This is a genomic window from Veillonella parvula (genome assembly GCF_001553335.1).
Taxonomy (GTDB): Bacteria; Bacillota; Negativicutes; order Veillonellales; family Veillonellaceae; genus Veillonella; species Veillonella parvula_S.
In genome coordinates, this window is the sequence record NZ_KQ960785.1 from 95,431 (window position 1) to 118,481 (window position 23,051).

General features: G+C 39.5%; 20 protein-coding genes. All 20 read right to left on the reverse strand.

All coding sequences use genetic code 11. The features are described from left to right. Positions 1-212 precede the first annotated feature (212 nt). Positions 213-1,511, reverse strand: coding sequence for an SLC13 family permease (locus HMPREF1865_RS03450; RefSeq protein ID WP_004698729.1), 1,299 nt, complete (start codon positions 1,509-1,511; stop codon positions 213-215). 38 nt (positions 1,512-1,549) lie between these two features. After that, positions 1,550-1,807, reverse strand: a complete 258-nt coding sequence (locus HMPREF1865_RS03455; protein ID WP_060919206.1) for a hypothetical protein — start codon at positions 1,805-1,807, stop codon at positions 1,550-1,552. A 194-nt stretch (positions 1,808-2,001) separates the two neighbouring features. Further along, positions 2,002-3,123, reverse strand: a complete 1,122-nt coding sequence (gene mmdB, locus HMPREF1865_RS03460) for a methylmalonyl-CoA decarboxylase subunit beta (protein WP_004698752.1) — start codon at positions 3,121-3,123, stop codon at positions 2,002-2,004. 70 nt (positions 3,124-3,193) lie between these two features. Further along, positions 3,194-3,583 (reverse strand): methylmalonyl-CoA decarboxylase subunit gamma, encoded by a 390-nt coding sequence (gene mmdC, locus HMPREF1865_RS03465; protein ID WP_004696481.1) that lies wholly within the window; start codon positions 3,581-3,583, stop codon positions 3,194-3,196. 101 nt (positions 3,584-3,684) lie between these two features. Continuing rightward, complete coding sequence (gene mmdE, locus HMPREF1865_RS09550; RefSeq protein WP_004696483.1) at positions 3,685-3,852, reverse strand: methylmalonyl-CoA decarboxylase subunit epsilon; 168 nt, start codon at positions 3,850-3,852, stop codon at positions 3,685-3,687. Positions 3,853-3,875: 23 nt separating this feature from the next. Next, on the reverse strand, positions 3,876-4,223 hold the full coding sequence (gene mmdD, locus HMPREF1865_RS03470; protein WP_060919207.1) for a methylmalonyl-CoA decarboxylase subunit delta: 348 nt from the start codon (positions 4,221-4,223) through the stop codon (positions 3,876-3,878). 73 nt (positions 4,224-4,296) lie between these two features. After that, a complete protein-coding gene (gene mmdA, locus HMPREF1865_RS03475; protein WP_004696486.1) occupies positions 4,297-5,826 on the reverse strand; it encodes a methylmalonyl-CoA decarboxylase subunit alpha in 1,530 nt (509 codons plus the stop codon). Between the two features lie 156 nt (positions 5,827-5,982). Further along, the gene (mce, locus tag HMPREF1865_RS03480; RefSeq protein WP_004696488.1) at positions 5,983-6,405 is read right to left on the reverse strand and encodes a methylmalonyl-CoA epimerase; all 423 of its coding nucleotides are present in this window, start codon (positions 6,403-6,405) and stop codon (positions 5,983-5,985) included. 51 nt (positions 6,406-6,456) lie between these two features. Continuing rightward, on the reverse strand, positions 6,457-7,395 hold the full coding sequence (meaB, locus tag HMPREF1865_RS03485; RefSeq protein ID WP_004696489.1) for a methylmalonyl Co-A mutase-associated GTPase MeaB: 939 nt from the start codon (positions 7,393-7,395) through the stop codon (positions 6,457-6,459). Between the two features lie 79 nt (positions 7,396-7,474). Then, positions 7,475-7,870, reverse strand: coding sequence for a cobalamin B12-binding domain-containing protein (locus HMPREF1865_RS03490; RefSeq protein ID WP_004696492.1), 396 nt, complete (start codon positions 7,868-7,870; stop codon positions 7,475-7,477). 28 nt (positions 7,871-7,898) lie between these two features. Further along, positions 7,899-9,545 carry an acyl-CoA mutase large subunit family protein gene (locus HMPREF1865_RS03495; protein ID WP_004698747.1) on the reverse strand — a complete coding sequence of 549 codons (1,647 nt, stop codon included), beginning with the start codon at positions 9,543-9,545 and terminating at the stop codon, positions 7,899-7,901. A gap of 28 nt (positions 9,546-9,573) precedes the next feature. Next, on the reverse strand, positions 9,574-11,079 hold the full coding sequence (locus HMPREF1865_RS03500) for an acetyl-CoA hydrolase/transferase family protein (RefSeq protein WP_004698680.1): 1,506 nt from the start codon (positions 11,077-11,079) through the stop codon (positions 9,574-9,576). A 527-nt stretch (positions 11,080-11,606) separates the two neighbouring features. Further along, positions 11,607-12,845, reverse strand: a complete 1,239-nt coding sequence (locus HMPREF1865_RS03505; RefSeq protein WP_060919208.1) for an O-antigen ligase family protein — start codon at positions 12,843-12,845, stop codon at positions 11,607-11,609. A gap of 9 nt (positions 12,846-12,854) precedes the next feature. Beyond that, the gene (locus HMPREF1865_RS03510) at positions 12,855-14,162 is read right to left on the reverse strand and encodes a bifunctional folylpolyglutamate synthase/dihydrofolate synthase (RefSeq protein ID WP_060919209.1); all 1,308 of its coding nucleotides are present in this window, start codon (positions 14,160-14,162) and stop codon (positions 12,855-12,857) included. Between the two features lie 12 nt (positions 14,163-14,174). After that, the gene (locus tag HMPREF1865_RS03515; RefSeq protein WP_060919210.1) at positions 14,175-16,832 is read right to left on the reverse strand and encodes a valine--tRNA ligase; all 2,658 of its coding nucleotides are present in this window, start codon (positions 16,830-16,832) and stop codon (positions 14,175-14,177) included. A 20-nt stretch (positions 16,833-16,852) separates the two neighbouring features. After that, entirely contained in the window at positions 16,853-17,743 is an 891-nt protein-coding gene (tatC, locus tag HMPREF1865_RS03520) for a twin-arginine translocase subunit TatC (protein WP_012864607.1), read from the reverse strand. Between the two features lies 1 nt (position 17,744). Continuing rightward, on the reverse strand, positions 17,745-18,716 hold the full coding sequence (locus tag HMPREF1865_RS03525; RefSeq protein WP_060919211.1) for a polyprenyl synthetase family protein: 972 nt from the start codon (positions 18,714-18,716) through the stop codon (positions 17,745-17,747). Beyond that, positions 18,713-19,411 (reverse strand): ribosome biogenesis GTP-binding protein YihA/YsxC, encoded by a 699-nt coding sequence (gene yihA / locus HMPREF1865_RS03530; RefSeq protein ID WP_081094598.1) that lies wholly within the window; start codon positions 19,409-19,411, stop codon positions 18,713-18,715. The genes HMPREF1865_RS03525 and yihA overlap by 4 nt, the downstream gene beginning before the upstream one ends. Next, positions 19,411-21,720, reverse strand: a complete 2,310-nt coding sequence (gene lon, locus HMPREF1865_RS03535; RefSeq protein ID WP_004696511.1) for an endopeptidase La — start codon at positions 21,718-21,720, stop codon at positions 19,411-19,413. The genes yihA and lon overlap by 1 nt, the downstream gene beginning before the upstream one ends. A gap of 65 nt (positions 21,721-21,785) precedes the next feature. Continuing rightward, complete coding sequence (gene clpX / locus HMPREF1865_RS03540; protein ID WP_008601448.1) at positions 21,786-23,039, reverse strand: ATP-dependent protease ATP-binding subunit ClpX; 1,254 nt, start codon at positions 23,037-23,039, stop codon at positions 21,786-21,788. Positions 23,040-23,051: the final 12 nt, after the last annotated feature.

Sequence of the window (23,051 nt, forward strand, 5' to 3'; positions counted from 1 at the left end):
AATTCAATTATCAATATTTATTATCATTGATTTTTATTACTCAATCAAATTAGAATAATTAAATCCACGTAGCATATTTTTATAAAACTAATTCAATACTATATTTATTGATTCGCCGAGTGCGACTTTAACAAAAAATAATCCAAAAAAAGAGGTCGAACCTTATGATTCGACCTCTTATATGCGCTTATAGTAGAGTAACCTATCCCCTATTATTTACCAGGGAAGAATGGCCATACCATTGGAATAATAATTAAACTTACTACGAAGCAAACTAAAATCAATGGAACACCAGCTTTTACATAGTCCATAAATCTATATTGACCAGGACCAAGTACTAATGTATTTGGAGGTGTACCTACAGGTGTACCAAATGCACAAGATGCAGCAACACCGATAGCCATCAATACAGCATGAGGGTCAGCACCCATACCTTGAGCAATAGAGATACCGATAGGAGCCAACAATGCACAAGATGCAGTGTTAGACATGAATTGAGTCATAACACAAGATAAAATGAACAATACTGCTGTTGCAAAGTAAGGGCTAGGGTTAGAACCCATAACACCGATTACTGCATCAGCAATCATTTTACCAGCACCAGATTGATCAAGTGCTGTTGCTACTGGCATCATACCAGCGAATAAGAAGATTGTTACCCAGTCAATAGATGTGTAAGCTTGTTTTTCATTCAAACAGCCAGTTAAAACGCAAAGCATTGCGCCAATAACGGCAACCATACTCAACGGTAAGTTGATACCATAGTCCTTAAGCACGTCACCTAAAATCATAGCAATGATAACGCCTAAAAGAATAAGACCAGAAAACAATTGTTTCTTAGGATCATTAGAAATATCTTCAGCCGCTACTTCTTGTTCTACATCACCAGCATCAGTGATTTCATGTTTAGGCAATAAATGTTTACCAACGAGCATCATGAATACGATAGTAGCAACAGTCAAAGGAATACCAATCCAAGCAAATTCAAAGAAACCAAATGGTTCAATGCCAAATTTAGTCAATGTACCACTTACAATGATATTAGGTGGTGTACCAACCATTGTAATGATACCACCGATACCTGCAGCGAATGCTAAAGGCATCAATTGACGAGATGCAGGAATCTTAGCAACAGCACAGATACCAACAACTACAGGAAGTAACGCAGCTGTTGTACCAGTGTTAGATAAAAATGCGGACATGGTAGCTGTTACAAGCATAATCGCAAGCATCAAGCCATTTTCGCTAGTCCCTGCATGAGATACTACGGTTTCCCCAATTTTTTGAGCCAAACCAGTATAGAATAATGCAGCACCAACAACGAACATGCCTGCAAACAACACAACTGTACTATCAGATAAACCAGAGAATACAACCTTAGGAGTAATAATACCCATAAGGCCTAATGTAATTGCGCCGCCTAAAGAAGTAATAGCTAGAGGAATAATTTCCGTAACGAATAAAACAGCCATGACTGCAAGGACGATTAAGGTTTGTTCTGCAGTACCCATACATCATCATCTCCCTTCAGAGAAATGCACTGACATAATTATAAAAGATATAAAATATAACCTACGATACCAATGGCAGAGGCCATTATAAAAGTAATCCCATATCCCTCTCTTGTTTTAGGATACCCAAATAATAAAGTTTCACCAAGAAAACCTCGGCGGTTAAACCAAGAATATTTAGTTCTCTGCTGAAACCATTTGGCTTTGCCTTCAGTACCGATAATCAGTGCAGTAATAAAAAAAACAATAAATGCCCAGACAAAACAAATCAGTATTTTTAATTCAATTGATAACAAGTGACCACCTCTACTATATTTAAAGCACTAGAAGGTTATTCTGTGAAATCTTGCTAATCACCTAATGACCGATCTGAAAAGCATTTATTGCAAATATTCCCTTTTTATGTATGATTACATAATGACCAAGGGCTTTTTGATTCACCAATAGGTGTACCTATTTAGGTACACCTGGGTGAATAATTATTAAATCATTAGTGGTTGGACAACATAGCAAGCATTGTACCTGCAGCTACTGCTGTACCAATAACGCCAGCTACGTTAGGTCCCATAGCATGCATGAGCAAGAAGTTAGCTGGGTTAGCTTTCGCACCTACTACTTGAGATACGCGAGCTGCCATTGGAACCGCAGATACACCGGCAGAACCAATAAGTGGATTTGTTTTACCACCATCTACTAAGTTCATCAATTTACCGAACAATACGCCACCAGCTGTACCGCAAATAAATGCGAATAAGCCTAAAAGAATAATTTTGATGGTTTCTAAGCTTAAGAAGTGTTCCGCACTCATTGTCAAACCAGTACCAGTTGCTAAGAAAATTGTAACTGTATTGATCAATGCGTTTTGAGAAGTATCGGATAAACGATCAGTTACGCCAGATTCACGGAACAAGTTACCTAACATCAACATACCTAAAAGGGATGTAATGGAAGGAAGCAATAAGGAAATGAAGATCGTTGCAACGATTGGGAACACGATTTTTTCAAAACGTGTTACTTCGCGCAATTGTTCCATAACGATTTCACGTTCTTTTTGAGTAGTGAAGAGTTTCATTACAGGTGGTTGAATCAACGGTACCAAGGACATATAGGAATATGCGGCAACCGCGATAGCACCTAATAAATGAGGAGCTAGCTTAGTAGCTAAGTAAATGGATGTAGGGCCATCAGCACCACCGATGATACCAATAGCAGCCGCTTCTTGAGCTGTAAAGCCAAGCATCATTGCGCCACCTAAGGCAGCAAATACACCGATTTGAGCAGCAGCCCCTAAAAGCAATGTTTTAGGATTAGCAATGAGTGGACCAAAGTCAGTCATTGCACCTACACCAAGGAAAATTAAAGGTGGGAAGATTTCTTGGGAGATACCTGCACTAATAAGCGCCATAACGCCTTCTTCGAAACCGTTACGAGGAATATTGGCAAGTAAACAACCAAACGCAATCGGACCCAACAATAATGGTTCGAACTCACGAGCAAATGCTAAATACAATAGGATCAAACCTACAAGAATCATAATAGCATTGCCTGTTGTAAATGCGAGGAACCCGCTATCGTTAATAACAGATTGTATCGCAACAGCAAAAGCCTCCATATGCGTTCCCCTTTCACAAATATAAAATTGTTAGATGACGTGGCGCAGCCACGTCATACAACACTTGGTATTAGCCAAGAACAACCATGTCATCGCCAGTGGATACAGTTTGGTTAGCAGATACGCGAACTTCGGAAACTACAGCATCATGAGGAGCTGCGATTTCATTTTGCATTTTCATAGCTTCAAGAATCAACAAAGTTTCGCCTTTTTTAACTGCTTGACCAGCAGATACTGCTACAGATAAGATTTTACCAGGCATTGGAGCTTTTACAGTTTCAGCACCTGCTGGAACTGGAGCTGCTGCTGCAGCTGGAGCTGGTGCTGGTGCAGGAGCTGCTTTAGGAGCTGGAGCTGCTGCTGGAGCTGCTTTAGGAGCTGCTGCAGGAGCCGCTGCTTTCACTTCATTAACTTCTACATCATATGCTGTACCATTTACTGTAACGTTGAATTTTTTCATCTTAAATTCCTCCAAAATGTGTAGTTTCTACACAAAACTTATAAATATTTTTACACATATAAATTGAGTAATCCCATGGATTATCAAATTAGCCAATTATCTTATCGATTACCACGCAAACGGCCTTCCATTTTCCAATTGTAGCTTACGATTGGACGGATATGCGCGATTTGATCAGCGGAATAACCCATTGCCGCTAATGCACCAACGATTACTGCTACTACATCTTGAGATGGAGCTTTACCGTTAGTTGTTGTAGCATTGCTCATTACAAATGCCTCCTAAAAATATTTTAACCTCTACCGCTTAAGCGACCTTCCAAGCGCCATTTAGCACTGGTTGCTGTAGGTCGAATAGATGCAATTTGTTCAGATGAGTACCCCATCGCCACAATGGCACCTACGATAGCTGCTACTACTTCATCCTCATTTTGAGCAGATGCATTTGCTGGAGCTACAGGAATAGCTGTTGGAGTAGCAACAGGAGCAGTTGCTGCTGGTGCTTCTTTTTTCTTCTTAGTAGGATCGATTAAATGTACGATTTCCATAAGAATACCTAAAGCTATCAATACAGCAAATACAACTGTCATATTAATCGCCATGATTAACCAAGGATTGGTAGTAACTGCTTGTCCTTCCATAATCATTCCCCTTTCTAAAAAAGTAGTAAAGAAAGGTATCTCCCAAATTCGATGATATGTTTACCGAATCGAATTATAATGGAATATTACCATGTTTCTTTGGAGCACGGTTTTCGCGTTTACTTGCAAGCATTGCCAAAGCGTTGATAACTGCTGGACGAGTTTGTTTAGGTTCGATTACAACATCTACGAAGCCACGTTCTGCAGCTTTGTAAGGAGTCGCAAACTCTTCTACATATTTAGCTGTTTTAGCATCTTTATCTTCGTCTTTCTTGAAGATAATATTAGCTGCACCAGCAGGACCCATTACAGCGATTTCGGATGTAGGCCAAGCATATACTTGGTCTGCGCCTAAATCTTGGGAACACATAGCGAGGTAGGAACCGCCATATGCTTTACGAGTGATAACAGTAATTTTTGGTACTGTAGCTTCAGAGTAAGCATATAACATTTTAGCACCATGACGAATGATACCGCCCCATTCTTGATTTGTGCCAGGCAAGAAACCAGGAACGTCAACAAAGTTAACGATTGGAATATTGAAAGCATCACAGAAACGGATGAAACGGGAAGATTTGTCAGAAGCGTTAATGTCCAAGCAACCAGCCATTACTTTTGGTTGGTTAGCAATGATACCAACGGATTGACCATCAAAACGAGCGAAGCAAGTAATGATATTAGTAGCATAGAATGGTTGTACTTCATAGTATTCGCCATTATCTACAGTAGCTGCGATAACATCTTTCATGTCGTAAGGCATGTTACTGTTATCTGGCAACAAGCTATTCAAGCTTTCATCCTCACGAGTTGGATCGTCACCAGTATCTACCAATGGAGCATCTTCCATATTATTGGATGGCAAGAAGCCTAATAAGTAACGAATTTGAGCGATACAATCATCTTCATTTTCAGCTGCAAAGTGAGCAACACCAGACACGGAGTTGTGAGCCATTGCACCACCAAGATCTTCAGCTGTTACTTCTTCACCAGTTACAGATTTGATTACTGCAGGACCAGTGATGAACATTTGAGAAGTATTTTTAACCATGTAGATGAAGTCAGTCAATGCTGGAGAATATACAGCACCGCCCGCACATGGGCCCATGATTACGGAAATTTGTGGAATAACACCAGATGCATTTGTATTTTCAAAGAAAATTTTACCGTAACCAGCAAGGGCATCTACTGCTTCTTGAATACGAGCACCGCCGGAATCGTTAATACCAACAATAGGAGCACCCATTTTCATTGCTAAACGTTGTACTTTAACGATTTTAGCAGCATGCATTTCACCAAGAGAACCACCTTCTACAGTGAAATCTTGTGCGAATGCATATACTAAACGACCGTCGATAGTACCATAACCTGTTACTACACCTTCGCCTGGTAATTCTTTCTTTTCTTGACCGAAGTTAACACAACGATGTTTAACAAATTGATCAAGTTCAACGAAGGAATTATCATCGAACAATTTAGCCAAGCGTTCGCGAGCAGTCATTTTACCTTGAGCATGTTGTTTCTCAACGCGTTTTTCGCCGCCACCAGCTTTAACTTTAGCTAGTTTTTCGTGCAATAACTCGATTTTTTCCTGCACTGTTGCCATTATAGCACCTCCAAATAAAACTTGTTACAGTATCATTTTATTTCATAAATGAATAAAGTTCAAGAAGCATACATATTTAATATATAACGTAGAATTATATGTATATGTATATGTATATCTACAACTCATATATAATGATGTGAATTGGATACTGTATTATTTCATACGTTGACATAATTCAAGCAATACACCACCAGTTGCTTTTGGATGTAAGAAAGCAATTGAGGAACCGCCTGCACCATAACGAGGTTTTTCGTCAATCATACGAACGCCTTTAGCCATCAAATCAGCAATAGCATTTTCAATATTGTCAACGCGCAATGCAACGTGTTGGATACCATCACGACCTCCATTTTTTTCGATAAATTTACCGATAGGGCCATCTGGAGTTGTAGTTTCTAAGAATTCAAGTTCAGCATCACCACAAGGGAAGAAGGATACTTTTACCTTTTGTTCTTCTACGATTTCGTCTTCAGGAAGATGTTCAATGCCTAATGCATTTTTATAGAATTCTTTAGTTGCTGCTAAATCATTAACACCAATACCGATGTGATCCACTTGTAATACTTTAAAAGCCATTTTGATTATCTCCTTTTCAAGGCTAAATCTCTAATGCTACGTAGTCGCCGTCTACTTTAGCACGCTTGTCATTACGCCATTAACAACTGTATATGGATCGCTTTCGCGTTCATTAACAGCTGCCACTTGGCTATTAAATTCGTCGCTTGTAACAATTTTATCAGCTACATAACGACCAATTTGTTCATTAATCATTGCGATGATTTCATCACGAGTACGTTCTGCCCGACGAGATTCCAATTCACCAGAATCTTCAAGATACTCAAAATGTTCATCTAAAGCGTCGATAAGCTCATCTACGCCTTGGTCTTTACTAGCAATTGTGCGCTTAATTGGTGGGCGCCATTTTACTTCACGAGAATCTAGGTCAAGCATCATTTCAATTTCTACATTCAAACGATCGCAACCATCTCGGTCAGCTTTGTTGATAGCAAATACATCGCCAATTTCAAGAATACCCGCCTTGATAGCTTGGATATCATCACCGAGACCAGGAACCAGTACAACCAATGTAGTATCAGCATTTTTTACAATATCTACTTCAGATTGACCTACGCCTACAGTTTCAATGATTACTAAATCCATGCCAAAGGCATCCATGAGTTTTACAACGTCTGCAGTCTTTTTAGATAATCCACCAAGACTACCACGCGTGCCCATGCTTCGAATGAACACATTTTCATTTAATGTTAAATCATTCATTCGAATACGGTCCCCCAAGATAGCACCACCAGAGAATGGGCTAGTTGGGTCGATGGCAACGATACCGATTTTTTTACCTTGATCTAAATAATGTTTAACTACTTTATCAGTCAAAGTACTTTTACCAGCACCAGGGGCCCCTGTAATACCGAGAATACGTGCATTCCCCGTTTTAGGGTAAATGGCCTTCATAATATCGATGGCATTATCATACTCGTTTTCTACAGCCGTTATGGACCGTGCTAAGGCTAGTCTAGAACCTTCAAAAAGGCCTTTAACTAAATCCATTCGCCTCACCACCTATCTTCGAATATGGGAATAGAGGGGAGCCAATTATTTGAGTTGCACCCCTCTTTGCCCTAAGCAATTATTTTACGTTTTCTTTAATAAAGTTAACGATATCGCTAGTTGGTGTGCCAGGTGTGAATACTGCCGCTACGCCAGCTTTTTTCAAGCCAGGGATATCAGCGTCAGGAATAACGCCACCACCGATTACAAGAACATCCCCCATGCCTTTTTCTTTCAAAAGTTCAACAATTTTAGGGAACAATGTATTATGAGCACCAGAAAGAAGAGATAATGCAACTACATTAACGTCTTCAGAAAGCGCTGCTTCAACGATTTGTTCTGGTGTTTGACGAAGACCAGTGTAGATTACTTCGAAACCAGCATCGCGAAGTGCGCGTGCTACTACTTTTGCACCACGGTCATGACCATCAAGACCTGGTTTTGCTACAATTACTCTAATACGTTTTTCTGCCATGATATATTACCTCCGAAATCAGCCGATATTATAATGTGGAATGAGCTTCGTATTCACCGAATACTTCGCGCAATACATTACAAATTTCACCCAAAGTAGCATATGTTTTAACTGCTGCAAGAATTAATGGCATCAAGTTAACAGATTCGTCAGCTGCGCCAGCTTTCAAATCAGCTAAGGCTTTATCAACTGCGGCTTGATCGCGGTTAGCACGAACTGCTTGAGTTTTCTTAGATTGGTTAACACCTACGGAAGCATCTACGCGAAGTAAGTCTTTTGGAGCTTCTTCTTCGACTTGGAATTTATTTACGCCGACGATTGTGCGCAAGCCAGATTCAACTTCCATTTGCCATTTGTAAGCGGATTCTTGAATTTCTTTTTGGATGTAGCCTTTTTCGATTGCTACTACAGCGCCGCCCATTTCATCAATTTTTTTGATGTATGCCATAGCTTCGTCATAGATAGCATTAGTCATAGCTTCAACATAGTAAGAGCCGCCCAATGGGTCAACTACGTCAGCCAAACCAGATTCGTAAGCCACGATTTGTTGAGTACGAAGAGCTACTTGTACAGATGCTTCTGTAGGAAGAGCCAAAGCTTCGTCACGGGAGTTTGTATGTAAGGATTGAGTACCGCCCATTACAGCAGCTGCAGTTTGAAGAGCAACACGAACGATGTTGTTATCAACTTGTTGTGCAGTCAACATGGAGCCCGCTGTTTGAGTATGTACACGAAGCATCATGGATTTTGGTTTTTTAGCACCAAAACGTTCTTTCATGATTGTTGCCCATAAGCGACGAGATGCGCGGAATTTAGCAACTTCTTCAAGTACATTATTATGAGCATTCCAGAAGAAGGAAAGACGACCAGCAAATGTATCAACATCAAGACCAGCTTTCAAAGCTGCTTCTACATATGCGATACCATCAGCAATTGTAAATGCGATTTCTTGTGCTGCTGTGGAACCTGCTTCACGGATGTGGTAACCGGAGATAGAAATTGTATTCCATTTTGGAACGTATTGAGAACAATATTCGAAGATATTAGTGATCAAACGCATAGATGGTTTTGGAGGGAAAATGTAAGTACCACGAGCTGCATATTCTTTCAAAATATCATTTTGAATAGTACCTTTCAATTCTGTGGAAGGTACACCTTGTTTTTCAGCTACTGCGATATACATTGCCAACAAAACGGATGCTGGAGCGTTGATTGTCATGGAAGTGGATACTTTGCCAAGGTCGATGCCGTCGAACAAGATTTCCATATCTGCCAAAGAGTCAATCGCTACACCTACTTTACCAACTTCGCCTTCAGCCATAACATCATCAGAGTCATAACCGATTTGAGTTGGCAAGTCGAATGCACAAGAAAGACCTGTTGCACCAGATTCGATTAGGTAGCGGTAACGTTTGTTAGATTCTTCAGCTGTAGCGAAACCTGCATACATACGCATTGTCCAGAAACGACCACGGTACATAGTAGGTTGTACGCCACGAGTATAAGGGAATTCGCCAGGCATTCCCAAATCGCGTTCATAGTCAAAGCCTTCAATATCAACTGGTGTATACACACGGTTGTATTTTAAGTTTTGACGTTCTGGAGTTTTTGCGCATTTTTCGTCACAAAGTTTGTTGTACTCAGCAATTTGGGCTTTTAAGTTTTCGTAAGCCATGTTTTCATCATCCTCCTAAAAAAACAGGTTATTTTTTCATGCTTCCAGTTTCTGTGAAGCGTTTATGCCAAGAAAGAGCTTCATCAAGCAACATTGGTGTATGGGCATTCTTTGTTGCAGCTAATGCTTTTTCTAGGTATTCAGTTAACATAGGTTTGTAGTCTGGGTGAGCACATTTTTCAATAATCAAACGAGCTCTTTCCACTGGGCTCAAACCACGACAGTCAGCAACACCTTGTTCTGTACAGAAAATCATAGTGTCATGTTCTGGATGATCCACATGGGATACATATGGAACGATAGAACTGATGTCGCCATTTTTAGCAACGGAATTGGTACAGAAGATAGTGAGATATGCACTACGTGCAAAATCACCAGAACCACCAACACCATTCATCATTTTGCTACCCATAATATGAGTAGAGTTTACATTGCCAAAAATATCAAATTCGATAGCGGTATTCATGGCAATGACACCAATACGACGGGCAATACCAGGGTTATTGGAAATTTCTTGCGGACGAAGAATAATTTTTTTACGATATTCATCAATATTCGCATAGAAACGTTTCAACCCATCTGGAGAAGGACTCAATGCAGTACCAGAACATACAGTTACTTTACCAGCATCGATCAAGTCAAACATACCGTCTTGGATTACTTCTGTATAAATAGATAAATCTGTGAATGGCCCTTTAGCAAGACCACTGATTACCGCATTTGCAACGGAACCTACACCAGATTGCAATGGAAGCAAGTTTTTAGGCAAACGACCTTCTGCAATTTCTTGTTCGAAGAATTTAATAAGGTGTTGACTCATTGCCTTTGCATCATCATCAATAGGCGCTAAAGGTCTTGTTGTATCAGGAACATCACAAGGTACTACTGCAACAATTTTACTTGGGTCACAAGGAATTGCTTCAGTACCAATACGATCACCAGGTGTTTCCAATGGAATTGGTTTACGATGTGGTGGATCGAGTGGTTCATAGATATCATGCATACCTACCAAGGAAAGTGGTTGAGATACATTTACTTCTACGATAACCTTTTTAGCTTGGCTAACAAATGTTGGAGAGTTCCCAACAGATGTAGTTGGAACAATGGAGCCGTCTTCGTTAATTTGTGCAGCTTCGATAATCGCTACATCTAAATCACCAAAGAAGCCATATCGAACATTTTGTGCCATTGTGCTTAAATGCATATCGATGTATTTAACAGCACCGCTATTTAAGGCTTTACGTGTATCCCCATTTGTTTGATATGGGAAACGACGATTGATACCGTTAGCACGAGTTAACGCACCATCAGCTTCATCACCTACGGAAGCACCTGTCCACAAATCAATTTTGAATGGTTCTTTTTCCATTCTTTCTGCCAATGCCAATGGTACTGCCTTTGCATAACCCGATGGTGTAAAGCCGGAAATACCAACTTTATCATTAGGGTTAATCAACTGGGCTGCATCATAAGCAGTGACAATTTTACCTTGCAGGTCCACATTTTTTACGCGGTCTTTGATGTCTATCACCATAACCATCTCCTTTAAGAGTAACATTGTTAAACGACAATTGAATCTCTTTGGTCTAATACGTTCCTTAAACCGACTTCATCGTAGTCCACATCCAATGTATTGTCAACTTATATGACTAAAATGTATTTTTTATCACACTCTACCCGTGCATTATGACTAAAACGCATGGATTTTTACATTTTTACATAAGTTTTATTCACACCGATATAACTCACAGGAATTATTAATTTAATAGTATATATTGTTGTTTTTTTATGTATATCGAACTATCCCAATACAACATATGAAGTCTTCTCAATATAATAAAAAAATATAATATATACAAAAACAGACCGCTACAACTCCTATAAAGATATAGATATACAAAAAACCGATTTTCAAATGCGAGCAATAATGTTCAATTATTCTAACATTAGAAAACCGGTTAAATATACTTAATCTTACCCTGCTAAGGTATGTATAAACTATACCATACTATGAAATTGTATCGCTACCATAAAACTTACTAATTATACAAAGTATACCTTTTACATAGGGTCCTTTGTGGAAAGTTGTACTTTCACAAAGGCCCCAACCCAACCAAGGAGCTGCCAAAAAACAATAGCAACTTGATGGCTATAGAGCTCAAAATCAGACAATCCACTAAAAAGAACTCCGATAGCTAAAGCACCTATACCTATCTGTGCAGCTTGTCGGAACATATCTCCTTTCAAACGAACAGATGTAATAACATGACCGACGATAATCGCTAGGAATGATAGCAAGCCAGGAATACCTGTTTCAGCCAGTATATTTAAATATAAATTATGGGCATGATACATTAATACATTAGGACCTTGAATATAATAGTTATACTCTGGATACACTAAGTAGAATGTATTCCACCCAATACCAAAGATTGGATTTTCACGTACGATATACATTGTGCTATCCCATAGAGCCCAGCGAAGATCTGATGATGTATCATGTCCTTGGAATATAGACCAAAGTCGTGAAGCAACCTCACCTTCATAGAAATATAGAATTAACGGTACCACTAACAAAGATAAGAACAGTCTTCGTTCTACGAAAATAGCCCAATACAGAATCATGGCCGCAAAACTAATCCAAATACCACGAGAATAGGTTAATAACATTGTTAAAAATAATATAACACCAATGATCAGCATTGTAAGGACTTCACGTGTACGATTCTCTTTCATATAAACAAGAATATAGCTAATACATACACTTAGTACCATCAATAGATAGGCCCCTAACAAATTGGGATTTTGCAATGTAGACGCCATTCGACGCATCAATTTAGGAAATTGTGCTGCATCTACCCATTCTTTTATATGTATATTAGGAACAAATATATACTGATAGGCCCCAATTATGCATACAAGAACGGCTGTACCTAAAAAGGCACGAAGAAAATAGTTCCACTGTTTAGGTGTTCGAATATAGGTACGAACTAAATAGTACATGCCCCCACCCGCCACAATTTGGTAGAACCAACTCTGAATAGACCAATCCCAGTTTGGTGACATTAATGACGATATACCTGTCCAGATAACAAAGATCATAACAGTCCAAGATAGATAACCGGTCGGCAGACTCAATGATTTACTAGAAATTAAATCATATAATGCCAGACCTATGGCCAACCAGAGAAGTACATCTCCCACCATTGGCTGAAGTGGCATCGCAATGACAACACCATAGATTAATCGTTCAATATAAAAGGTAATTCGTTTCTGATTAGGAATGAGTGAGAGTTCCATAATCTCACCTCAATGACTCATCTCATGGAAAAACCACTGACGAGCATCCCCTAAAATATATAAAGAACCACATACAGCAATGATATCACCATTCTTTGTATGTTTGTATGCTAAGGCTAACGCAGCCTCAACAGATTCTGCAGTTTGAGCCGTCACCTTAGGCACAGTACGGCGAATCACTTCAACCAAGCTCTCAGGTACCTCTGTTCTATCTGTTGGTGCAGGTACAGCGAGGACTGTGTCGCCAGATTTAACGACTTCACGAATGATAGCCTCTTGATCTTTATCTTTAAGGATTGCCATTACCACCGTTTTCGGTGTGTCCTTAAATAGTTCATTGTACGTCATGGCAAAAGACTCAGCCCCTGCCGCATTGTGGGCACCATCAAATATAAAAGTACGATCTAAGCCTCGTTTAACTTCAAAGCGCCCCGCCCACATAGTGCGAGCGAAGCCTTCGCGCATCGTTTCTTCACTGATGTTCGTATCCTCTTTCATCAACAGGCGTACAGCCATCAATGCACAAGCAAGGTTTACAGATTGGTGAATGCCAGCCATTGTCGTAAACAACATAGCAGGTGCAGCATCGTTAGAACTAACAGTTATCATTTGACCACCCGTTACGGCACTGCGGCTATCAATACCAAAATCTTTATTAAAAACATAAAGCTTGGCATGTTGTTTTTTAGCTACGTCCTCAATGATATTAAGAGGTGTATCTTGTGCAGCTGTCACTACAGGCACATTAGGTTTGATAATCCCCACTTTATGGCGTGCAATCTCCTCGACAGTATCACCACAATACGCCTGATGATCAATAGTTACATTGGTAATAACAGATACTTTTGGGGTCACGATATTAGTAGAATCTAGTAAGCCCCCTAAACCAACTTCTACTACGGCATAGTCTACACCTTGCTCCTTAAAGAATAAAAATGCGGCAGCTGTTAATATTTCAAATTGTGTTGGCGCTTCTATTCCATTGCTGATGATAGTATCTACGGCAACCTTTACGCGACTAATTAATGTCCCAAAGGCTTCCTCTGTTATATTTCCCTCATTAATTTGAATACGCTCCGTATAGGATTGAAGGTGAGGCGATGTAAATCGCCCCACCCGTAATCCACTTGTAAACAGTGCGTAGGAAATATATGAGGTAACCGAGCCCTTACCATTTGTACCTGTAACATGAACAATTTTATAGGCCTCTTGTGGATTCCCTAATACATCCATAAGAGCCATAATTCGTTCAAGGCCAGGTTTAATACCAAATGAAGATGCCTGCTCCAAATAGGCTAAGGCCTCTTGATATGTCATATAAACCTCCTATTATAAGGTTTCAAGGAACGCTTCGCGTTCCAATAACGCTTGTTGTTTTTGTTTATATTCTTCTAACTTTTCTTTTTCTTTTGCTACGACAGCTTCAGGAGCTTTTGCTAAGAAACCTTGGTTAGACAATTTACCTTCCAAACGAGAAATTTCTTTTTCCATTTGGATTTTTTCCTTTGCAATACGCTCTCTTTCTTTTTCACCGTCAATCAAGTCTTTAAGTAAGAGATATACTTCCATACCATTGACAACGGTTACAGTCGCATTTTCTGGTTTTAGATCATCGGTACCAAGAATTGTTACTTTCTCAGCCCAAGCCAATGTTACGAAGTAGTCACTATGTTCTGCTACAGTTTTAGCTAATGCTTCATCTGTTGGCGCTACGATAACCTCAGCTTTTTTACCTAAAGGCACATTCATTTCAGCACGCATGTTACGAATACCTTTGATAGCATCCATCATAACTTCCATTTGACGTGCTGCCCCTTCAAGATTATCAAATTTCAATGCTTCAGGCCATTTAGTAACAACGATGCTGTCCCCTTCGTGTGGCAAATGTTGCCAAATATGTTCAGTTACGAACGGCATGAATGGATGTAATAATTCGAGCATATGACGTAAGATTGTTACAAGTAAATATTGAACTGTACGACGATCACGTTCGTTGCTTTCACTATACAAACGAGGTTTCGCTAATTCAATGTACCAATCGCAGTACGTATTCCAAATGAAATCATATACGGAACTTGCAGCTTCACCAAGTTCGAATTTATCGAGATTAGATGTTACGCTTTGTACTGTTTCATTGTATTTTTGAACAATCCATTGGTCTGCTAATGTCAAATCATCTGCTGTTGGAACGAAACTTTCATCATAATTTGTAAGGTTCATCAATACAAATTTTGATGCATTCCAAATCTTATTGGCAAAGTTACGGTTAGCCTCAACACGTTCCATATAGAAACGCATATCGTTACCAGGTGTGTTGCCAGTTACAAGAGTAAAGCGCAATGCATCAGCACCATATTGGTCGATAACTTCAAGCGGATTAATACCATTGCCCAAGGATTTACTCATTTTACGGCCCTGGCTATCGCGAACAAGACCGTGAATAAATACATGTTTAAATGGAATTTCATGTTCAAACTCAAGAGCCATAAAGATCATGCGAGCAACCCAGAAGAAGATAATATCGTAACCAGTTACAAGCACACTTGTTGGATACCATTGTTTAAGTTCTGGAGTTTGCTTAGGCCAACCCATTGTGGCAAACGGCCATAAACCAGAGCTAAACCATGTATCAAGAACATCTGGATCTTGTGTAACATGACCGTGGCAATGAGGACATTCTGTAATATCTTCACGGCTAACGATAGTTTCACCACAGTTATCACAATACCATGCAGGAATGCGATGGCCCCACCACAATTGACGAGAAATCGTCCAATCGCGGATATTTTCAAGCCAGTTCACATATGTTTTTGTAAAACGTTCAGGAACGAACTCTACTTCGTGGTCTTTAACAACCTTAAGAGCGGGCTCTGCCAATGGTTTCATATCTACGAACCATTGTTTAGATACCATTGGTTCGATGATTGTATTACAACGGGAGCAATGACCTACTGCATGGTCATGATCATCAATTTTTTCAAGTAGGCCTAATTCTTTGAGTTCTGCTACTACTTGTTTACGCGCTTCTTCACGAGGTAAGCCATTAAATTTGCCAGCACCTTCATTCATTGTTGCATCATTGTTCATAACAACGATGGATTCCAAATTATGACGTTGGCCCATTTCAAAGTCATTAGGGTCATGAGCAGGTGTAATTTTTACACATCCTGTACCGAAGCTAGTATCTACATAGTCATCGGCAATTACAGGAATTTCTCGATTAACAAATGGCAAGATCAATGTTTTACCAATGAGATCTTTATAACGATCATCATCAGGATTTACTGCTACTGCTACGTCACCAAACATTGTTTCTGGACGAGTTGTAGCAACAACAACGAAACGATTATCTTCACCTTTTACAGGATATTTAATATGCCATAAATGGCCATGTTCGTCTTCATGCTCAACTTCAACATCAGATAACGCAGTGGCACAACGAGGACACCAGTTGATGATGCGTTCACCGCGATAGATCAAACCTTTTTCATAAAGGCTTACAAATACTTCGCGCACTGCATGGTAGTATCCTTCATCCAAAGTAAATCGCTCACGTGTCCAATCACAGGATGCGCCAAGGCTACGGATTTGTTTTACGATAGTATCACCGTATTCTTTTTTCCATTCCCATACGCGCTCTACAAATTTTTCGCGACCCAAATCATAGCGAGATTTTCCCTCTTCTTTAGCAAGCATCTCTTCTACTTTGATTTGTGTAGCAATACCAGCATGGTCTGTACCTGGCATCCACAATACATTGTAGCCTTGCATGCGTTTAAAACGGATGAGGATGTCTTGTAATGTGTTATCAAGGGCATGCCCCATATGCAACATACCAGTTACATTAGGAGGTGGTAATACGATACTAAATGGCTCTTTCTTCGTGTCTACTTCTTCGTGAAAGTATCCTTGATTTTCCCAATAAGAATACCATTTGCCTTCTATTTCACCAGGATTATATGTGGTTAAATTTTCGTAGGTTTTCATCGTTCCTCCTAAAAGACTCCTTAGCGCTTCATAATCTTAGCCAATACAAATAGGCTTGTTTCATATAGCAATATCATAGGTAATGCAATCATCGTTTGAGAGAACATATCCGGTGTAGGTGAAATGACAGCACCTATGATAAAGGATATAAGAATAAATATCTTTCGCTTCGTTTTTAAAAAGCGTGATGTGATTAAGTTGAAATATCCCAAAATAATTAAGATCAACGGCAACTCAAAGATAAATCCAAAGGGCAGTACAAAGGATAATACAAAATCCATATACTGACCAATAGAAAACATCGGTTGTAATTCATCTGTAGCAAAGCCCATAAAGAACTTCACCGCTGCAGGCAATACGAGAAAATAAGAAAATACAATACCTATCCCGAATAGACCAATTGCTACTGGTAAGATCCAGTTAGATAGCTGCTTTTCTCGCACAGTTAGTGCAGGCTTAACAAATAGCCAAATCTGATGCAATATAATGGGAGCGGCTATGACTAGGCCACCTACAACAGACACCTTCATATATGTAAAAAATGCTTCAGTAGGTCTCATATAATAGAGCTTGCCAGCCGGTTTTAGGAGTATTTCCAATAATAAGTCTACATAATAATAAGAAATACAAGTTCCCACAATAACTGCTACAGCTATTATAATCAATCGTTTTCGCAGCTCTGAAAGATGTCCTACAAGAGACAATTCCCTTGCTTCATCCATCATCTTCTGCTCTATAGCCGTATAAACTGGTTCATCTTCCACATCCTCAGGAATGTGTTGAGTTGCCACCTTATATCGTTCTTGCTCAGACTTTTGTTCTGCTTCACGCCGTTTTTGACGAACTACACTGTCAAAAGAAGGTTTTTGCATGGGATATTCGAAATCCGATTTTGGTTCGAATGGTTCCATATTATACCTTTCTATCAGCTAGATTTTCTACAGCCATCACAAGGAATTCCTTCCCTGGGAAATCACGCACTGCAGCGAGTGCCGCTAGAGCATCTTTACAATATTTATCAGCTACAGCTAATGTATTATCAATGCCACCTTGAGCAATAACATAATCAATAATGTCTTGCTCATTACCACCATTATTTAAGCCTTTAATATCTTCAAGCAATTTATCTTTATTACCATCGTTAACGATGCTTAATAACGGATATGTCAATAGTCCCTCTCGAAGATCATTCCCTACAGGCTTTCCCGTCGTTTCCGCTGTTTCACGATAATCCATAATATCGTCTGTAATTTGGAATGCCATGCCTAATGCATGACCATATTTTTTCAACTCTATGATTTCATCCTCTTGCCAATCTCCTAAGAGACCACCAAGCTCCATACAGCCTTCCATGAAGTCTGCTGTTTTCTTTTGCGTCTTTGTCATATAACGCTCTATGCCTTGATCGATGCGATATACATCTTCCATTTGCATGAACTCACCTTCTACGAGGCATGTAATAATATGAGAGAATACTTGAAGATACTTCATATTCGTCATTTCAGATACGATTTTAAATGCTTTAGCAAATAAATAATCACCACTAAGGATAGCTACCTTATTGCCTTTATGCATGTGAATTGTATCCTTCCCACGGCGAATTTCAGCTTGATCTAAAACATCGTCATGGATAAGTGTTGCTAAATGAAGCATTTCAACAGCCTCAGCAATTTTAATGCGTTGACGCTCTATAGATGTACCTGCATTAGCAATCAATAGACACAATTGAGCGCGCAAACGCTTACCACCTGCTGCTGATAACGGTCGAATCAGTGCATTGAAGTCCTCTGCACCGGTATTAAAAGATGATGCAAGAGACTCTTCGACACGCTCTAAATCTAGAGCAATGCGTTCCATAATCTCTAATTCGTTCGTTTGACTCATGCTTCATCTCCTACCAAAATTTTATTGATTCGTTGTTGTAAAAGCTCACGTCCAGTATGCTTTAAAGAGCTGTACAAAATCGGCGGGGTAGCCGTTGGATATAGCTCTTTAATAATAGACAAGTTTGCAGACTTTTCTTTAGCCGTCAATTTATCGGCCTTGGTCACTACAATTTGTAACGGAACACCGGCTTCGACGAGCCAATCAAAGGCCACCTTATCAATGGTCATTTCAGGATGGCGACCATCGATAAGTAAACACAACAACATCAATCGTTCAGAATGTAAAATATAATCGGCAATAAAGGAAGACCACAAATTGCGGTTTCCTTTATTTGTCTTTGCAAAACCATAACCAGGAAGGTCAACGAGAAACCAGTTATATCTGCGTTCCTCGGTTTCAGAAATATCCTCTTTTGATTCAATATCAAAGTAGTTTATCGTCTTAGTCTTACCTGGCTGACCACTAACGAGGGCTAACCCACGATAGTTACATAAAGAATTAATCAACGAAGACTTGCCCACATTAGAGCGTCCAAGGAAGGCGATTTCTACGGTATCCCCTTCAGGATATTGATCCGCCTTCACACAGGAAGTATTATATTTTGCAGCTATAATACGAGGCCCCTTTGGTTCTTTTCGTGTATATTGTGGTTTTGGGCCCATTGGTTTAGTGGATTTTTTCTTCTTTTGCATTACACAAGTGCCTTTGCTAATACTTCATCCATTGTCTTAACTGGCGTAATGATGAGGCCTTCTTTCACAATGTCAGGTAATTCTGCAATATCCTTTTCATTGCCTTTTGGAATCAACACCTCTTTTATACCATGAGACAAGGCTGCTAATAATTTTTCTTTTAAGCCGCCTATTGGTAATACGCGGCCACGCAATGTGATTTCACCAGTCATGGCAATATCAGAACGAACCTTGCGGTTAGTCAAAATAGATACCATAGCTAATGTCATTGTAATACCTGCTGAAGGACCATCTTTAGGGGTTGCCCCTTCTGGCAAGTGAACGTGAATATCAAGCTTTTTATAAAAATCTTCTTCAATCTTTAAAGCTTTTGCATTATGGCGAATATAACTCATAGCCGCTTGACCAGACTCTTGCATAACCTTGCCGAGACTACCAGTTAAAGCCAATTTACCGGTACCATTCATAGTTGTAGCTTCACATGGTAATACTACACCACCAACAGATGTCCAAGCTAATCCATTTACATAGCCAACTTGTGCTTTCTTTTCTCGCTCTTGGTCAACAAAGATTGGTGCGCCTAAGAATTCGTGAAGATTCTTAGTAGTGACTTTTGGTGCATCTCCGCCTTCTTCAACTACTTTGAAAGCAATCTTACGGCAAATCTTAGCAATTGTTTTCTCTAAAGTACGAACACCTGCTTCGCGAGTATATTCGGAAATTACCTTTCTTAACACAGCATCAGATAATTTAACCTTGTAATCTTCAAGGCCATTTTTCTTAATTTGCTTAGGTGTTAAGTAACGCTTAGCAATTTCTAGTTTTTCTTCTTCCATATAGCTGGACAACTCAATAATTTCCATACGATCTAACAATGGACCAGGAATATTAGATGCTACATTAGCCGTAGTAATCCAGAAAACTTCAGAGAAGTCGAACGGTACTTCGATAAAGTGATCACTAAATGTGCTATTTTGTTCTGGATCCAATACCTCTAATAACGCTGAGGATGGATCACCTTTATAATCAGATGCTAATTTATCAATTTCATCCAATAAAAATACAGGATTCTTAGTACCTACATTTTTTAACCCCTGAATCATACGACCAGGTAAAGCACCAATATAAGTACGTCGATGTCCACGAATTTCAGCTTCATCACGAACACCACCTAAGGATGCACGGATAAACTTACGATTCATTGCTTTAGCAATAGAGGTAGCCAAAGAGGTTTTACCAACGCCTGGTGGGCCTACTAAACAAAGAATAGAGCCACTATTTTTACCGGTTAATTTACGAACCGCTAAAAATTCTAAAATGCGTTTCTTAACCTTTTCAAGGCCATAATGATCGGCCTCGAGCATAGCATGAGCGCCCTTGATATCTAAACGGTCTTCCGTTAATTCGTTCCACGGTAATGCCAATACCCAATCTAAGTAGTTGCGCAAAATTGTTGCTTCCGGCATCAATTGAGGCATGCGGCTGTAACGAGAAATTTCTTTATCAATACGCGTATGTACGTCTTCACTTAGGTTAAGTGCTTTTAACTTAACTCGTAGTTCTTCTGCCTCCTCCTCGGGATCTCCTTTATCACCCAACTCATCGTGGATAACGCGGATTTTTTCGCGCAAGAAATATTCCTTCTGCGCTTTTTCCATGGATTGACGCACTTGATTATTGATGGAATTTTCCAAATCAGAGATTTGTAATTCCATATTTAAAATGCCTACAATCATGTTAAGACGACGAGCCACAGATAATTCTTCAAGTAACTCTTGACGTTTCAAATTATTAATAGGCAATAGAAATGCAACTTGGTCAGCTAATTCACAAGGATTGCGTAATTCCATAACGCGCGTTACACCTTCATCAGTAACTGATTTAGCTTCTTCTGCCCATTCGCCAAATTTAGCTTGAACCAAACGACGATAAGCTTCAAGCTCTACATCGTCTTCAAATTCAGACGCCACTCGTTCATAGTCTCCTATATAATAAGGATCCATGCTAGTGATATTCATAAGACGAATACGAGTGATGCCCTCTACAAGAACACGTACTATACCACCTGGTAAGCGCAACATTTGTTTAATTTTTACTAATGTACCCATTTGGGCTAAATCATGAACTGTTGGTGCATCTACAGCATCATCTTTTTGAGTTACGACGGCTAAAATGCGGTCCTCATTCATTGCGGCTTCCACCGCCTTAATGGATTTGTCTCGACCGATATCGAGGTGAATCACGATATTCGGGTATACTACCATGCCTCTGAGAGGTACGGTAGGGATCCCAACTTCGAGTAAATTCATACTTCCTCCAGGTATATATATTATGAAAAGAAACTCATTCCTACACAGAAATGAGTTTCTTCGAATTACGATTTCAACTGGATGTCTTGGTCTGCCTCATTTTTGAGTATAGGTTCACCTGTGCTTAATACGGATTCACGATTCACAATGCACTTAGTTACTTCCGGCATGGAAGGAACCTCAAACATTACGCGTTTCATCACCTTTTCAATGATAGCACGCAAACCACGAGCACCTGTTTTTCGCTGTAATGCTTCATCAGCGATTTCTTCTAATGCATCTTCAGTGAAAGTTAACTCTACACCATCAAGGGATAGAATTTTTTCATATTGTTTTGTTAATGCATTTTTAGGCTTTGTTAAAATTTGAATTAATGCATCTCTGTCTAATTGATCTAATGTCACCATTACAGGCAAACGTCCAATAAACTCAGGGATCAAACCAAATTTTAATAAATCTTCAGGTACAACATCTTTTAAGATAGCCGATACATTACGTTCTTCTTTACGCTGTACATCTGCACCAAAACCAAGTGTTTTCTTAGCGGTACGCTTAGTAATAACCTTGTCCATACCATCAAATGCTCCACCACAAATAAAGAGAATATTCGTAGTGTCGATTTGAAGCATTTCTTGATTAGGATGCTTTCTACCACCTTGAGGAGGAACAGAAGCAACGGTACCTTCTAAGATTTTAAGCAATGCTTGTTGTACACCTTCACCAGACACATCACGTGTGATAGAAGGATTTTCAGACTTACGAGCAATTTTATCGATTTCATCGATATAGATAATGCCACGTTCAGCCCGAGCTATATCATAATCTGCAGCTTGAATAATTTTGAGTAAGATGTTTTCTACATCTTCCCCCACATACCCAGCTTCAGTTAAGCTTGTAGCATCTGCAATAGCAAATGGTACTTCTAGCATTTTCGCTAAGGTTTGAGCCAATAGTGTTTTACCACTACCAGTAGGACCAATGAACAATACATTAGCCTTTTGTAATTCTACATCATCTACTACATTATCTGTTTGTAAGCGTTTGTAGTGATTATATACGGCCACAGCTAAAGAGATTTTAGCATCATCTTGACCAATGACATATTCGTCAAGATGAGCTTTAATTTCTCTAGGCGTTGGCAATTCTTTTAAATTGAAGTCGTCCGTCTCAACCGCACCCAACTCATCTGCAATGATGCGTTCACAAACTTCAACGCATTCGTCACAAATATACACGTTAGGACCCGCCACTAATTTGCGGACTTCTTCGCTTGTGCGTCCACAAAAACTGCAGCGCATAGTATCTTTATCTTTTGCCAAGGGGCGCCTCCA

What these genes read in the sequence shown, in the direction of transcription:
- HMPREF1865_RS03450 (WP_004698729.1), bottom strand. Translation starts at nt 1,511, where the DNA reads ATGGGTACTGCAGAACAAACCTTAATCGTCCTTGCAGTCATGGCTGTT.
- mmdB (WP_004698752.1), bottom strand. Translation starts at nt 3,123, where the DNA reads ATGGAGGCTTTTGCTGTTGCGATACAATCTGTTATTAACGATAGCGGG.
- mmdC (WP_004696481.1), bottom strand. Translation starts at nt 3,583, where the DNA reads ATGAAAAAATTCAACGTTACAGTAAATGGTACAGCATATGATGTAGAA.
- mmdE (WP_004696483.1), bottom strand. Translation starts at nt 3,852, where the DNA reads ATGAGCAATGCTACAACAACTAACGGTAAAGCTCCATCTCAAGATGTA.
- mmdD (WP_060919207.1), bottom strand. Translation starts at nt 4,223, where the DNA reads ATGGAAGGACAAGCAGTTACTACCAATCCTTGGTTAATCATGGCGATT.
- mmdA (WP_004696486.1), bottom strand. Translation starts at nt 5,826, where the DNA reads ATGGCAACAGTGCAGGAAAAAATCGAGTTATTGCACGAAAAACTAGCT.
- mce (WP_004696488.1), bottom strand. Translation starts at nt 6,405, where the DNA reads ATGGCTTTTAAAGTATTACAAGTGGATCACATCGGTATTGGTGTTAAT.
- meaB (WP_004696489.1), bottom strand. Translation starts at nt 7,395, where the DNA reads ATGGATTTAGTTAAAGGCCTTTTTGAAGGTTCTAGACTAGCCTTAGCA.
- HMPREF1865_RS03490 (WP_004696492.1), bottom strand. Translation starts at nt 7,870, where the DNA reads ATGGCAGAAAAACGTATTAGAGTAATTGTAGCAAAACCAGGTCTTGAT.
- HMPREF1865_RS03495 (WP_004698747.1), bottom strand. Translation starts at nt 9,545, where the DNA reads ATGGCTTACGAAAACTTAAAAGCCCAAATTGCTGAGTACAACAAACTT.
- HMPREF1865_RS03500 (WP_004698680.1), bottom strand. Translation starts at nt 11,079, where the DNA reads ATGGTGATAGACATCAAAGACCGCGTAAAAAATGTGGACCTGCAAGGT.
- HMPREF1865_RS03505 (WP_060919208.1), bottom strand. Translation starts at nt 12,845, where the DNA reads ATGGAACTCTCACTCATTCCTAATCAGAAACGAATTACCTTTTATATT.
- HMPREF1865_RS03510 (WP_060919209.1), bottom strand. Translation starts at nt 14,162, where the DNA reads ATGACATATCAAGAGGCCTTAGCCTATTTGGAGCAGGCATCTTCATTT.
- HMPREF1865_RS03515 (WP_060919210.1), bottom strand. Translation starts at nt 16,832, where the DNA reads ATGAAAACCTACGAAAATTTAACCACATATAATCCTGGTGAAATAGAA.
- tatC (WP_012864607.1), bottom strand. Translation starts at nt 17,743, where the DNA reads ATGGAACCATTCGAACCAAAATCGGATTTCGAATATCCCATGCAAAAA.
- HMPREF1865_RS03525 (WP_060919211.1), bottom strand. Translation starts at nt 18,716, where the DNA reads ATGAGTCAAACGAACGAATTAGAGATTATGGAACGCATTGCTCTAGAT.
- yihA (WP_081094598.1), bottom strand. Translation starts at nt 19,411, where the DNA reads ATGCAAAAGAAGAAAAAATCCACTAAACCAATGGGCCCAAAACCACAA.
- lon (WP_004696511.1), bottom strand. Translation starts at nt 21,720, where the DNA reads ATGAATTTACTCGAAGTTGGGATCCCTACCGTACCTCTCAGAGGCATG.